The organism is Phytohabitans maris, assembly GCF_031085175.1.
Classification (GTDB): domain Bacteria; phylum Actinomycetota; class Actinomycetes; order Mycobacteriales; family Micromonosporaceae; genus Phytohabitans; species Phytohabitans maris.
In genome coordinates this window covers 197,902-211,050 of sequence record NZ_JAVHUY010000006.1, presented here as the reverse complement: position 1 = coordinate 211,050, position 13,149 = coordinate 197,902, and the positions used below count along the sequence as shown (strand labels likewise).

Annotated in this window: 11 protein-coding genes; 7 read left to right on the top strand and 4 right to left on the bottom strand. The window is 73.5% G+C overall.

Annotated elements, in window-relative coordinates:
- Positions 1-53: 53 nt before the first annotated feature.
- Together RB614_RS08505 and RB614_RS08500 are read right to left on the bottom strand one after the other, a co-directional pair.
- Positions 54-1,817: an ABC transporter ATP-binding protein gene (locus RB614_RS08505; protein WP_308711832.1), complete on the bottom strand. Its 1,764-nt coding sequence runs from the start codon at positions 1,815-1,817 to the stop codon at positions 54-56.
- Positions 1,814-3,619 (bottom strand): ABC transporter ATP-binding protein, encoded by a 1,806-nt coding sequence (locus tag RB614_RS08500; RefSeq protein ID WP_308711831.1) that lies wholly within the window; start codon positions 3,617-3,619, stop codon positions 1,814-1,816. Before RB614_RS08500 ends, RB614_RS08505 begins: the two co-directional genes overlap by 4 nt.
- 107 nt (positions 3,620-3,726) lie before the next feature.
- Here RB614_RS08500 and RB614_RS08495 point away from each other — a divergent pair, with 107 nt between their 5' ends.
- Complete coding sequence (locus tag RB614_RS08495; RefSeq protein WP_308711830.1) at positions 3,727-4,356, top strand: TIGR03085 family metal-binding protein; 630 nt, start codon at positions 3,727-3,729, stop codon at positions 4,354-4,356.
- 6 nt (positions 4,357-4,362) lie between these two features.
- Here the strand turns inward: RB614_RS08495 and RB614_RS08490 are convergent, their stop codons facing one another.
- The gene (locus RB614_RS08490) at positions 4,363-4,824 is read right to left on the bottom strand and encodes a hypothetical protein (RefSeq protein ID WP_308711829.1); all 462 of its coding nucleotides are present in this window, start codon (positions 4,822-4,824) and stop codon (positions 4,363-4,365) included.
- A gap of 104 nt (positions 4,825-4,928) precedes the next feature.
- On the opposite strand from RB614_RS08490, the gene RB614_RS08485 reads away from it, so the two are divergent.
- The 6 genes from RB614_RS08485 to RB614_RS08460 all read left to right on the top strand — a co-directional run bounded on the left by RB614_RS08485 (position 4,929) and on the right by RB614_RS08460 (position 11,505).
- A complete protein-coding gene (locus RB614_RS08485; protein ID WP_308711828.1) occupies positions 4,929-5,645 on the top strand; it encodes a response regulator transcription factor in 717 nt (238 codons plus the stop codon).
- On the top strand, positions 5,642-6,880 hold the full coding sequence (locus RB614_RS08480; protein ID WP_308711827.1) for a HAMP domain-containing sensor histidine kinase: 1,239 nt from the start codon (positions 5,642-5,644) through the stop codon (positions 6,878-6,880). The genes RB614_RS08485 and RB614_RS08480 overlap by 4 nt, the downstream gene beginning before the upstream one ends.
- 259 nt (positions 6,881-7,139) lie before the next feature.
- Complete coding sequence (locus RB614_RS08475) at positions 7,140-8,057, top strand: hypothetical protein (RefSeq protein WP_308711826.1); 918 nt, start codon at positions 7,140-7,142, stop codon at positions 8,055-8,057.
- A gap of 138 nt (positions 8,058-8,195) precedes the next feature.
- Entirely contained in the window at positions 8,196-8,765 is a 570-nt protein-coding gene (locus RB614_RS08470; RefSeq protein WP_308711825.1) for a PepSY domain-containing protein, read from the top strand.
- Between the two features lie 205 nt (positions 8,766-8,970).
- Positions 8,971-9,420, top strand: a complete 450-nt coding sequence (locus RB614_RS08465; RefSeq protein WP_308711824.1) for a hypothetical protein — start codon at positions 8,971-8,973, stop codon at positions 9,418-9,420.
- A 258-nt stretch (positions 9,421-9,678) separates the two neighbouring features.
- Entirely contained in the window at positions 9,679-11,505 is a 1,827-nt protein-coding gene (locus RB614_RS08460) for an AMP-dependent synthetase/ligase (RefSeq protein ID WP_308711823.1), read from the top strand.
- 176 nt (positions 11,506-11,681) lie between these two features.
- Here the strand turns inward: RB614_RS08460 and yczR are convergent, their stop codons facing one another.
- A complete protein-coding gene (yczR, locus tag RB614_RS08455) occupies positions 11,682-13,136 on the bottom strand; it encodes a MocR-like transcription factor YczR (RefSeq protein WP_308711822.1) in 1,455 nt (484 codons plus the stop codon).
- Positions 13,137-13,149 lie beyond the last annotated feature (13 nt).

Sequence of the window (13,149 nt, the reverse complement as noted above, 5' to 3'; positions counted from 1 at the left end):
GGGGGCGGCTGGCAAGCTTGGGAGGGCCGTGCGGGCCGGCCCCGGTCACGGTGTCAGCGGGTCTGTTCGAGCCAGGAGGCGTACAGGCGGGCGTAGACGGAGTCGCGCTCCTGGACGAGCGTGGCGTGCGGACCGCGCTGGACGATGCGGCCCTTGTCCACCACGATCACCTCGTCCGCCGCCTGGGCCGTGGAGAGGCGGTGCGCGATCGCGACCGTCGTGCGGCCGCGGGTGACCGCGTCGAGCGTGCGTTGCAGGCGCACCTCGGTGGCGGGGTCGACGGCGCTGGTCGCCTCGTCGAGCACGAGCAGGTCGGGGTCGGCCACGTACGCCCGGGCGAGCGCCACGAGCTGCCGCTCCCCCACGCTCAGCGCCTCGCCCCGCTCGCCGACCGGCGTGGCCAGCCCCATCGGCAGCCCCTCGACCCAGTCGGCGAGGCCCAGCTCGGCGAAGGCCAGCGCCAGGCCGTCGGAGCCGAGCCCGGGGCGGCCGAACCGGACGTTGTCGGCGACCGTGGCGTCGAAGAGGAAGCCGTCCTGCGGGACCATCACCACGCGGCTGCGCAAGGACTCGAAGCGCACCCGGTCCAGGGGCGTGTCGGAGAGGAGCACCTCGCCGGTCGACGGGTCCATGAGCCGGGTCAGCAGCTTGGCGAACGTGGTCTTGCCGCTCCCCGTCTCGCCGACCACCGCCACCCGCGACTTGGGCGCGATCTCGATGTCCACATCGGACAATACGGTGGGGCCGCCCGGGTAGGCGTACGAGACGGCGGCGAAGCGGATGCCGAGCGGGCCGGGCGGCAGGTCGACACCCTCCTTGGCCGGGTCGGCGACATCCGGCTCCAGGTCGAGCACGTCGAGGACGCGGCGCCAGCCGGCGATCGCGTTCTGCGCCTCGTTGAGCACCTCGGTCGCGATCTGCACGGGCTGCACGAAGAGCGCGACCAGGAAGAGGAACGCGGTCAGCTGCCCCACGGTCAGCGTGCCGTCGACGCCCAGCAGCACGCCGACGACCACCACCGCGCCGAGGGCCAGGCCGGACGCGAGCTCGCCGGTGGAGAAGCTGGTCACGCTCAGCGTCATCGCGCGGCTCTGCGCCCGCCGCTGGGCGTCGATGGTCTCGTCGAGCTTGGCGGCGGTGCGGCCGGAGACGCCGTACGCCCGGATGACCGCCGCGCCCACCACGCTCTCCGAGATCGCGGCGAGCATCGCGCCCATGCGCTGCCGCACGATCCCGTACGCCCCGGCGAGGCGCCTCTGGAAGCCGCGGATCACCGCCACCGCGGGCAGGAACGCGAGGAAGACCACGAGCGTGAGCTGCCACGAGTACACGGCCATCACGATCGAGGTGACCACGACCTGGCCGGTGCTGACCAGCAGGATCACGCCGCCCCACTGGAGGAACTGGGTGATCTGGTCGACGTCGCTGGTCACCCGGGAGACGAGCGAGCCGCGCCGCTCGGACTGCTGGTGCAGCATCGACAGGTCGTGCACGTGGCGGAAGGTGCGCACCCGTACGTTGGCCAGGGCGGTCTCGCTGACCGTGAAGAGGCGGCGCATCATCAGGTACCCGCAGAGGGTCGTGACGACCAGCACGGCGGCGGTGAACCCGACGACGGTGCTCACCACGCCGATGTCCGGCCCGCCCGGCGCGCGGATGCCCCGGTCGATGCCCTGCTGGATCGCCACGGGTACGGCCGCGCGCCCCACCATCGACACGACGGCGAGCGCGAGCGTGCCGGCGAGACCGGTGCGCAGCTCCGGCGAGAGCGCCAGGCCGCGGCGCAGGGTGGACCAGGTGCTGCGGGGTGCGTTCACGACACTTCCTCGTACGCCCGCTCGCGCTCCCGCTCCGCCTCGGCCTTCTCGTACGCGGTGACCAGGTCGGCGTACCCCTCGACCGAGGCGAGCAGCGCGGTGTGCGTGCCGGTCGCCACCACCCGGCCGTTTTCGATGTAGACCACCTCGTCGGCGAGGGCGATGGTGGCGCGGCGGTAGGCGACGACGAGGATCGTGGCGGGCGGGTCGGCGGCCCGCAGCGAGCCGAGGATCGCCGCCTCCACCCGGGGGTCGACCGCGCTGGTGGCGTCGTCGAGCACCAGCAGGCTCGGCCGGCCGGCGAGCGCGCGGGAGAGGGTCAGCCGCTGCCGCTGCCCGCCGGAGAGGGAGGCGCCGCGCTCGCCCACGTGGGTGTCGAGCCCCTCGGGCAGGCGGGCGACGAAGCCCTCGGCCTGGGCCATCCGCAGCGCCGCCCAGACGCTTTCGTCGGTGACGCCGGGGCGGTCGAGCGTGACGTTGGCCCGGACGCTGTCGTCGAAGACGAACGGCACCTGCGGCACCAGCGCGACCGTCTCGGCGAGCGACTCGGCGGTCAGCCCGGTCAGCGGGGTGTCGTCGAGCAGCACCGCCCCGGAGCGGGGGTCGACCAGGCGGACCGCCAGCGAGGCGACGGTCGACTTGCCGGAGCCGGTCGGGCCGACGAGCGCCACGGTGCGTCCCGCCGGCACGGTGAAGGTCACGTCTTCGAGGACGGTGGAGTCCTCGTACCCGAATGAGACCGAGTCGAAGCGCAGGGTCGCGGGCGTGCCGCGACCACCGCGGACGCCGGCGCCGTAGGGCATCTCACCCTCCGCGCCGAGCACCCGCCGCACCCGATCCCACCCGGCGACGCTGCGCGGCAGCTCGGCCAGGACCCAGCCGATCGCCCGCACCGGGAACGCCAGCACGGTGAACAGGAACGCGACGCTCACCAGCTCGGTGACGGTGACCGCGCCCTGCCGCAGCCGCCAGGCGCCGACCAGGAGCACGGCGAGCGTGCCGAGGCTGGGCAGGGTCTCCAGCATCGGGTCGAACACGCCGCGCAACCGGCCCACCGCGATCAGCGAGTCGCGCAGCTCGGCGGCGCGGGTGGCGAAGCGGGCGGTCTCCTCGGCCTCGCGCCCCATCGTCTTGACCACCAGCGCGCCGTCGAAGCTCTCGTGCGCGATCGCGCTGACGTCGCCGCGCAGCGCCTGGGCGCGGATCTGGCGGGGGGCCATCCGGCGGGAGTAGACGACGTTGAGGGCGAAGAGCGCCGGGAAGATGGCCGCGCCGACCAGCGCGAGCACCCAGTCGGTGGCGAAGAGTGAGACGAACGCGCCCGCCAGCATGATGAGCGTGCCCACCGCGAACGGCAGCGGCGCGATCGGAAACCAGGTCGCCTCGACGTCGGAGTTGGCGTTGGACAGCAGCGTGCCGGTGGCGTTGCGCTGGTGCCAGGCGACCGGGAGCTCCAGGTAGCGGCGGGTGACGCGGCGCCGGTAGGCGGCCTGGAGGCGGTACTGCATGAAGGCCGCGCCCAGCCGCCGCCCGAAGACCGCGGCGACCTTGAGCACGCTGAGCCCGATCAGCGCGGCCGCGGCGAGGAAGAGCACGCCGGTGTCCGCCCGCCCGTCCTCCAGGGCGGGCACCACGACGTCGCCGACGATCGCGCCGACGACGTACGCGCCACCGATCGTGAGCAGGCCGAACGTGCCGCTGCCGACAACCGATACGGCGAAGATGCGGGGCTCCTCGCGGATCGCGTGTCCCAGGATGCGCAGGCCCCGAACCAACACATCCCGGCTGGTACTCTCCGCCACCACTCCCCCGTAAGCCCTATTTGCTCTTCCCTATCCTTACCGAAGGAAACGCCTGGTGGCGACCGCTAATCAGCTGTGTCAGCGGTCACACGCGCTAGTTTTCTCCCATGGCCCGCTACGCCCAGAGTGAACGGCAGCTCCTCGCCGACCTGCTGCTCGCGGTCGGCCCCGACGCGCCCACGCTGTGCGAGGGGTGGACGTCCCGCGACCTCGCCGCCCACCTCGTCATGCGGGAGCGCCGCCTCGACGCGGCCGCCGGCATCGTCGTCGGCCCGCTGCGCGGCCACTCGGAGCGGGTGCGCACGTCGCTGGCCGCCCGGCCGTACCCGGAGCTGGTCGGCATGGTGCGGGCCGCGCCCTGGTGGAGCCCGGTCAGCAACCGGCTCGCGGACGCGGCGGTCAACACGATGGAGTTCTTCATCCACCACGAGGACGTCCGCCGGGGCCGGCCCGGGTGGCGGCCGCGCGAGCTCTCCCGCGAGCAGCAGGAGGCCCTGTGGCGGCGGGCCAAGGGGACGGCCCGGCTCGCGCTGCGCCGCGTGCGCGCCGCCGTGCGCGTCCAGGCTCCCGGGTACGGGGAGACGACCGTCGGCACCGGCGGTGACCCGGCGCGGCTCGTGGGTGCCCCGGGCGAGCTGGTGATCTTCCTGAGCGGGCGGCAGCGGGCGGCCCGGGTACAGGTGGACGCGGCGCCCGAGCTGGCCGCGTTCCTGCGCACCGCCAAGCTCGGCGTCTGAGCCGGCTCAGTCGTCGGCGGTGGCCAGCGGCCGGCCGTTCACGCAGCTGACCTGGACCTCGATGCGGCCGCTGCCGTGCCCCTTGCCGCCCCGGTCGAAGCGGACCTCGGCCTCGTCGGTGAGCTCGTTGTCGTACTCGGTGGTCTGGTAGCCGGACGGGGGCGCGACCCCGTCGATCCGGACCAGGGCGCCCTCGCAGTGCGCGGTGATCGTGCTGCCGTGCGGCCGCAGGGTGGTGCGTGCCGGCTCGGTCCGGGCCGGGGTCGGGCTGGGGCTCGCGGTGGGCGGCGGGCTCGCCGGCGGCACCGGCGACGCGAGGGCCTCGACGACCTCTTCCTGGCTGAGGGTGGTCGCGGCCGTGCCGGTGATGCCGTCGCCGATCACCCGCACGGCGCCGAGTCCGACCACCGTCGCGGCGGCGGCCGCGACGAGCCAACCCATCATCGCGAACGCGGTGCGGCCACCCATGCCCACGACTATGCCCGCCGCCGCGTTAAGGCGGGCGCCGGGCGACGCTAAGGGAGGGTTAACGGCGATCCCGCGGCGTGCGGGTGCGGGATAGGTTGCCTGGTGTGGCCCGCCTGCTGCTCATCGAGGACGACCTCGCGATCCGCACCCCGCTGATCCGGGCGCTGCGCGAGCGGGGGCACGCGGTGGCCGCCGCGCACACCGCGATGGCCGGGCTGCAGACCGCGCTCCAGGACCGCCCCGACCTCGTCGTGCTCGACCTCGGCCTGCCCGACCTCGACGGCCTGGAGCTGCTGCGGATGCTGCGCGGCGTGAGCACGGTACCGGTCATCATCGCCACCGCCCGCGACGACGAGGCCGAGATCGTGCGCGGCCTGGACGCCGGGGCCGACGACTACGTGGTGAAGCCGTTCACCGCGGCCCAGCTCGACGCCCGGGTGCGCGCGGTGCTGCGGCGCGGGGCCGGCGACCCCGGCGAGTCCACGGTGGTCGTCGGCGAGCTGCGGGTCGACCCGCGCTCGCGGGAGGCGACGCTGGGCGGGACGGCGCTGGATCTGACCCCGCGCGAGTTCGACCTGCTGCACCACCTGGCGGCGCGGGCCGGGCAGGTGGTGACGAAGCGCGAGCTGCTGACCGAGGTGTGGCAGGTGCCGTACGGCGGGGCGGACAAGACGGTGGACGTACACCTGTCCTGGCTGCGCCGCAAGCTCGGCGAGACCGCGCAGGAGCCCCACTACCTGCACACCGTACGGGGCGTCGGGGTGCGCCTGTCGGCGCCTCCCCCGTCCGCTTCCTCTTCCGCTTCCGCGGAGGCTTTGTGAGGCGGCGGCTGGCGCTGCTGGTCACCGCGACGGCGTGCCTGGTGCTGGTCGCGTTCCTGGTGCCGCTGGCCGTGCTGATCCGCGAGGTGGCCGAGGACCGCGCGGTGGTCGCCGCCACCGGTGACCTGCAGGGCCTGGTGCCCCTCGCCGCCACCAGCGACGCCGCCGACCTGGCCGCGCTCGCGTCGGGGGCGAGCCGGCCGGTCACCGTGTACCTGCCCGACGGCTCGTCGGTGGGGGCGGAGGCTCCGCGTACCCCGGCGGTGGAGCTGGCCGCCCGCGGCCGCAGCCTGACCGCGGAGTCCGGCGGCGGTCGCGAGATCGTGGTGGGTGTGCAGGGGCGGCCGGAGGGGACGGTGGTGCTGCGCACGTTCGTGCCGGCGGAGGAGCTGACCCGCGGCGTCACCCGGGCCTGGCTGGTGCTGGCCGCGCTCGGCGTGGCGCTGGTGCTGGTCGGCCTCGTCGTCGCCGACCGCCTGGCCCGCACGTTCGTCGCCGCCATCGCCGAACTGTCCACAGTGTCCCACCGCCTGGCCGGCGCCGAGCTGGACGCCCGCGCCACCCCCGCCGGCCCGGCCGAGCTCCGCGACGTCGCCGGCGCCCTCAACCACCTGGCCGGCCGCATCCAGGACCTCCTGCGCGAGGAACGCGAGCAGGTGGCCGACCTCTCCCACCGCCTGCGGACCCCGCTGACGGCGCTCCGGCTGGAGGCCGAGGCCCTCGGCGACCCGGCCGAGGCCGCCCGCGTCACGGCCGGCGTCGACGCGGTGGAACGCGCGGTCAGCGGCCTCATCCGCGCCGCCCGCCGCACCACCCCCGCCCCACTCGCGGCGGGCTGCGACGCGGCCGCGGTGGTCCGCGACCGGGTGGCGTTCTGGGCGGTACTGGCCGAGGACACCGGCCGCGAGGTCAGCCTGGACCTGGTGCCGGGCCCACTCCCCGTTCCGGTCGCGGCGGAGGACCTGGCGGCCGCGGTGGACGCCCTGCTGGGCAACGTCTTCGCGCACACACCGGACGGCACCCCGTTCGCGGTGAGCCTGACCGCCGGCGGCGTGCTGACCGTCGCCGACGAGGGCCCCGGCCTCCCGGCAGGCGCCGGCGAACGCGGCGAGAGCGGCGCCGGCTCCACCGGCCTCGGCCTGGACATCGCCCGGCGCGCCGGCCAGGCCCTGCACCTGTCCACCTCCCCGACCGGCGGCGCCCTCGTAACCCTCGATCTGCTCCCCGGCCCGTAGGGTCGAGCCAGCCGACTCGCCGGCACGTCCGTACGGGCCTGACGCTCGCGCGGCGCCGGCGACTCGGCAAGCTCGCCGGCAAGTCGGGCGCAAGGCCGCATACAACCCCGGTATGCGACCTTGCGCCCGGCGCCGCCGGTCGTCGCCTGGGCCCGGCGCAGCCCGGCAACAGTTTTCGAAACAGGGCCGAGGCGGCTTGGCCGTGGCGCGTTGTCCACAGCCCCTTACGGCGCGGCGGCGGCTTGGCCAGGATCGGCGGGTGGAATCCGCGGACCTCGACTTCCTGCTGTTCCTTCAAGACGGTGTGATCAGCCGCCGGCAAGCCTTGCGGCACATGTCCGAGAAGACCATCCGGCACCGCGTCGCGTCGGGGCGCTGGCAGCACCTCCACCGAGCCGTCTACCTCACGCACAGCGGCCCGGTGACGGTGCACCAACGCCGGTGGATGGCGGCCCTGGCGGTCGGTGACGGTCGCCTCGCCCTGCTGGGCGGTCCTTCGGCACTGGCCGTGCTGGGCATGCGCGGCGTGGAGACCCGACGGATCCACGTGCTGATCGGTGCGAGCCGGCAGCACCGCAGGCCGCCGCCCGGTGTCGTCGTGCACCGCACCCACCGCGTACCGATCGAGGACCTGCACCGCATGGGTCGGCCGCCCTGCACGATGCCGGCACGTTCCCTGGTCGACGCGGCCCAATGGGCGCCCTCGGACCGGGACGCCGCCGCGATCATCGCCGCCGGGTTCCAGCAGCGCCTCGTCGCCGCCGTCGACATGACACCCGTCCTCGAACGGATGACGCACGTCCGGCGGCGACGGCTGATCGTCGAAGCGGTGGCGGACGCGGCCGGTGGCGCCGAGTCGATCGCCGAGATGGACTTCGCCCGCATGTGCCGCCGCCACCGGCTGCCCGAGCCGTCGCGGCAGGTCGCCCGCGTCGACTCGGCCGGGCGGCGCCGCTACCGCGACGTCTACTTCGACCGGTGGCGCCTCCACGTGGAGATCGACGGCGCCCAGCACCTGGAAGTCCCGTCCTGGTACGCCGACATGCAGCACCACAACGAGATCGCCATCGCGGGCGAGACGTTGTTGCGCTTCCCCGCGTGGCTGGTCCGCCACAAACCGGACGAAGTGGCAGGCCAGGTCCGTGCCGCCCTGCTCGCGGCCGGTTGGACGGGCTGATCGTGGTACCAATCCGCCCTTCACGGGGCGGATTGGTACCACGATCTAGACCTTGAGCACTTAGCGCGGCCTTAGCGTTGCCACAGCGCGCCCCTAGCCCGCGACGCGCGAACCTCCATGTCGACAAGGAGGTGCGTCATGGCACGCAAGTCATTGCTGGTAATGGTCGCCGGGGCGGCGGCCGTGGGGATCATCGTGACCGGGGCGGCCGCGGGGGCGGCGCTCACGGACGGCTCGGACGACCGCTTCGGCGTCGCGATCTCATCGTCGCCGACGGACGACAGCACACCGTCGGACGACACTTCGCCGCCGGACGGCAGCACGCCGTCCGACGACACGTCGACGCCGCCGGCCGGCGCCGGCACCCCGGCTCCCACGGACGACCCGACCTCGAAGGCGCCCGCCGCCGACGCGATCAGCCGCGACCGGGCGGTCGACATCGCGCTCGCCACGACCGGTGGCGGCACGGTCGTCGACACCGAACGCGAGTGGGAGCACGGCCGGCCGACCTGGAAGATCGAGATCGTGAAGGGCGGCGTGGAGCACAAGGTCTACGTCGACCGGCAGACCGGCGGCATCGTCAAGTACGACCGCGACGACGACGACCGCCACGGCGGCAGCGGCCGTGGTGGCGACGACGACCCCGCCGGTGACGACCACGATGGCGACGACGGCAGCGGCAAGGGCCGCGGCGGCCACGACGACTAGGGCCTGTATGCCGGTGTTGTATGCGGGCTAACGCCCGACGCCGCATGGCGCCGCCTGGGCCCGGCGCAGCCCGGCAAGGAGTCTGATACAGGCCCTAGTACCGGCCGATCGTCGGCTGTGTTCCGCCGGTTCCACCGGCGGAATACAGCTATTTCCACGCTCTGGTGTATTCACCAAAGCCAAATTGCCCGCACCCTCTGCCAGGATGACGCGGGCGATTCTGCGCGGATTCGCCAAACCGGGACAGCGCCGCGTGCACATGGTCAAGGAACGGGACTCGCGTCGCCGGGAGATCCTTGGAGTGATCGCGACGAGTCGGGTCCGCGGCCGCGTCCACCTGTGCGACGGTCCGGCCGTCGCGGCCCGGGAGGCCTGCTTGTGGCAACTGCTCGGGGATCTGACGATCACCGGCGCGGCGGCCCAACTGCTGACGCTCGAGTCGATGGACGGCCAGGACCGCCGGGATCGGGAAACCATCGCGCGAGCCCGAAAGGCACTGCCGGCGCTCGCGAAAATGTCGTACGAGCAACTGAGAGCGCACCAGGAGCCGCTATTGGCGGTGGCGGACTGCATCGCGTGGGCATATGGCGCCGGCGGTGACTGGCGGAGGCGAATCGATCCCTTGATCGAGAAAATCACGGAACTGCGCCTGTAGAGGTCCCAGAAAGCGCGAAACCCGACCTCCCACCGTCCGGAGAAAGGCCGGGATCACTTCGGAAGGCTCAACAGCAACCGGCCCCTCCATGCTCCCCCTCCCCCCGCCCCAGTGCAACCCCCGTACCGGCGCGGCAGGGGCGACACGGCGTGGGGGAGTGTCACCGGGACTTGGCGTCGGGGCTACTGCACCACTACCGTTCAGTAACACGTTAGCGTGACGGCGGTCACGTCGTTGACCTGTGAGGCGGCCCCCGCTATGTCTCTTGAGATCCCCTACCGGTCCATACCGGACATGTTCCTGAAGCGCGTCGCGGCCACCCCCGACCGGGACGCGCTCGCCCACCCCGCGCCCGACGACTCGGGGCCGGTGTGGCTCACCTGGTCCGAGATCGGGCGCCGGTCCAAGGCGATCGCCGCCGGGCTGGTCGGGCTCGGCGTCGCCACCGAGGACCGGGTGGCGATCATCAGCAATACACGGCTGGAGTGGATCCTCGCCGACCTCGGCGTCATGTGCGCCGGCGGGGCGACCACCACCGTGTACCCGACGACCGAGCCGGAAGACGTCGCGTACATCGTCGGCGACTCGGGCTCGATCGTCGTCATCGCCGAAAACGCGGCCCAGGCCGCCAAGCTCACCGGCGCCAGCCTGCCGGCGGTGAAGCACGTCGTGCTGATCGACGGCGCTGCCGATCCGGCCGCCTCGCCGCCGCAGACCACGCTCGCCGACCTGGAGGCCGCGGGCGCCCAGCGGCTGGCGGGCGAGCCCGACCTGATCGAGCGGATCACCGAGGGCATCACGCACGACCACCTGGCGACGCTGATCTACACGTCCGGTACCACCGGGCGCCCCAAGGGCGTCGAGTTGCTGCACGGCGGGTGGTGCTGGGAGGCGGTGGCGCAGGCCGGGCCGGGGCTGATGGAGCCGGACGACCTGCAGTACCTGTGGCTGCCCCTGTCCCACTCGTTCGGCAAGACGCTGATCAGCGGCATCATCCACGTCGGCATGCCCACCTATGTGGACGGTCGGCTCGACAAGCTGGTCGACAACCTCGCGGTGGTCCGGCCGACGCTGATGTGCGGGGCGCCGCGCATCTTCGAGAAGGTGTACAACCGGGCGGTCTCGTCGGCCCAGGACGCGGGCGGCGCCAAGGCGAAGATCTTCGCGTGGGCGGTCCGCACCGGCAAGCGGAAGGTGGCGCTGGAGCAGGCCGGCCAGCCGGTGCCGCGCGGCCTCGCCATCCGGTACGGCCTCGCCAACCGCCTCGTCTTCAGCAAGCTCCAGGCCCGGCTCGGCGGCCGTATCAAGAAGCTGGTCTCGGGCGCGGCCCCGCTGTCGGTGCCGATCGCCGAGTTCTTCGCGGCGGCCGGGCTGCCGATCGGCGAGGGGTACGGGCTGACCGAGACGAGCGCGGGCAACTTCGTCAACCGGCGCGACTGGGTCAAGATCGGCACGTGCGGGCCGGCGCTGGGCGACCTCGAGTGCCGGATCGCCGACGACGGCGAGGTGCTGCTGCGCGGCAAGCCGGTCATGCGCGGCTACCACAACCTGCCCGAGGAGACCGCCGCCGCGTTCACCGAGGACGGGTTCTTCCGGACCGGCGACATCGGCGAGCTCGACGCGGACGGCTTCCTGCGCATCACCGACCGCAAGAAGGACCTGGTCAAGACGTCCGGCGGCAAGTACATCGCGCCGTCGCACATCGAGGGCATGTTCAAGGCGCTCTGCCCGTACACGTCGCAGGTGGTCGTGATCACCCAGGGCCGCAACTACTGCACGATGCTGGTGACGCTCGACCCCGACGCGATCGTGGGGTGGGCGGCCGGGACGCCGCTGGCCGGCCGGCCGTACGCGGAGATCTCGGGCTCGCCGGAGGCCGAGGCGATGGTGGCCGGCTACGTCGAGGAGCTGAACACCAAGCTCAACCGGTGGGAGACGGTCAAGAAGTTTACGATCCTGCACCGCGACCTGACGATCGAGGACGGCGAGATGACCCCGTCCATGAAGATCAAGCGGCGCGTGGTCGAGGCCAACTTCGCCGGCGAGATCGACAAGATGTACGAGGGCACGCTCGCCGAGATCTGAGCGCCTCCCGTGATCGAAGCTCCCCTCAAGTCGTTCTAGCGACATGAAGGGAGCTTCGATCACGGGCCAGGGGTGGTCACGCCAGGGGGGGCCCGGTCGCCCCCCCCCCCCCAGTGCTTCCCCCCCACTTCCGGGCGGGTCCCACCCCGGGCCAGGGGTGGTCACGCCAGGGGTGGTCAGGTGAGGATGGCGGGCTCGCGCCACTGCGGGCGGCGAGTGCGCTCCAGGTCGTAGCGGACGGCGGCCAGCCGCTTCACGGCGTCTTCGAGGTCGGCGGCGGGCAGCGTGAACGGCAACCGCACGAACCGCTCCAGCGTCCCGTCCACCCCGAACCGCGGCCCCGGCGCGAGCCGCACGCCGACCTCCTCGGCCGCGCGGGAGAGCGCGCTCGACACCGGCCCGTCCAGCTCGGCCCAGAGCGTCACGCCGCCACGCGGCACCCGGACCCGCCACTCGGGCAGCTCCCGCCGCAACGCCGCGACCAGCGCGTCGCGCTGCTCGGCCAGCTGGCGGCGGCGCTCCGGCACGATGATGCCGGCGCGGTCGAGCAGCTGCACGGCCACGAGCTGGTCGAGCACCGGGCTGGCCATGTCGACGCCGACCCGCAGCGCGGCCAGCCGCTGCACCAGCGGGGCCGAGGCGCGCACCCAGCCGATCCGCAGGCCGCCCCAGTACGGCTTGCTCATCCCGCCGATCGACACCACCCGGGAGTGGCGGTCGTAGCAGGCGACCGGCGGCGGCACCTCGGTGCCGTCCAGCGGGAGGTCCACAAAGGACTCGTCGATCACCAGGTCGGTGCCGGCGGCGTGCGCCGTCGCCACGACCCGCTCGCGCAGCGCGGCCGGCATGAGGTGGCCGGTGGGATTCTGGAACTCCGGGATCAGGTACGCCAGCCGCGGGCGCGTCTGCCGCAGCCCGTCGAGCAGCAGGTCGGCGTCCCACCCCTCGTCGTTGTCCAGGCCGTGGGTGGCGATCCGGGCCCGCCGCGCGGAGAGCGCGGCCAGCGCGTTGGGATAGGTGGGTGACTCCAGGAGTACGGGCGCGCCCGGCGGAGCCATCAGCCGCAGCACCAGGTCGAGCGCGTGCTGGGTGCCGCTGGTCACCATGATCTGGTCGGGGCTGGTGGGGAGCCCGCGGTCCGTGTACCCCTGGGCCACCGCCTCGCGCAGCTCGACGATCCCGGTCGGGTGGTAGCCGGCGCCCGACAGGTAGCGGTGCAGGCCCTGTGCGGCGGCCGCGGCGGCGGGCATCAGCTCGGGCGGGGCGGCGAGCGCGGCGCAGCCGAGGTCGATCATGTCGAGGTCGTCCTGCGGGGTCCAGAGCCCGGAGCTGGCCACCTTGTGCCCGCCGGGGAGCGTGGTCCAGCTGCCGGCACCGCGCCGGCTGGTGAGGTGACCCGACTCGCGCAGCTCGCGGTAGGCGGCGGTGACCGTGGTGCGGCTCACCTTGAGCGCGTCGGCGAGCTCCCGCTCGGCCGCGAGCCGTACCCCCAGGGGCAGGCGCCCGTCGGCGAGCAACCCCCGGATGGCGCCCGCGAGCGCGGCGTAGTCGGGGTTGCGGCGGCGGCCCGGCAGCGCGTGCCAATGGCCGAGCAGGCGAGCGAGCTGGCTACCCCTGACGGTGCTGGTCATGCCACCCTCCCAA

What these genes read in the sequence shown, in the direction of transcription:
- RB614_RS08495 (WP_308711830.1), top strand. Translation starts at nt 3,727, where the DNA reads ATGGCCCGCTACGCCCAGAGTGAACGGCAGCTCCTCGCCGACCTGCTG.
- RB614_RS08490 (WP_308711829.1), bottom strand. Translation starts at nt 4,824, where the DNA reads ATGGGTGGCCGCACCGCGTTCGCGATGATGGGTTGGCTCGTCGCGGCC.
- RB614_RS08470 (WP_308711825.1), top strand. Translation starts at nt 8,196, where the DNA reads ATGGCACGCAAGTCATTGCTGGTAATGGTCGCCGGGGCGGCGGCCGTG.
- RB614_RS08465 (WP_308711824.1), top strand. Translation starts at nt 8,971, where the DNA reads ATGACGCGGGCGATTCTGCGCGGATTCGCCAAACCGGGACAGCGCCGC.
- RB614_RS08460 (WP_308711823.1), top strand. Translation starts at nt 9,679, where the DNA reads ATGTCTCTTGAGATCCCCTACCGGTCCATACCGGACATGTTCCTGAAG.
- yczR (WP_308711822.1), bottom strand. Translation starts at nt 13,136, where the DNA reads ATGACCAGCACCGTCAGGGGTAGCCAGCTCGCTCGCCTGCTCGGCCAT.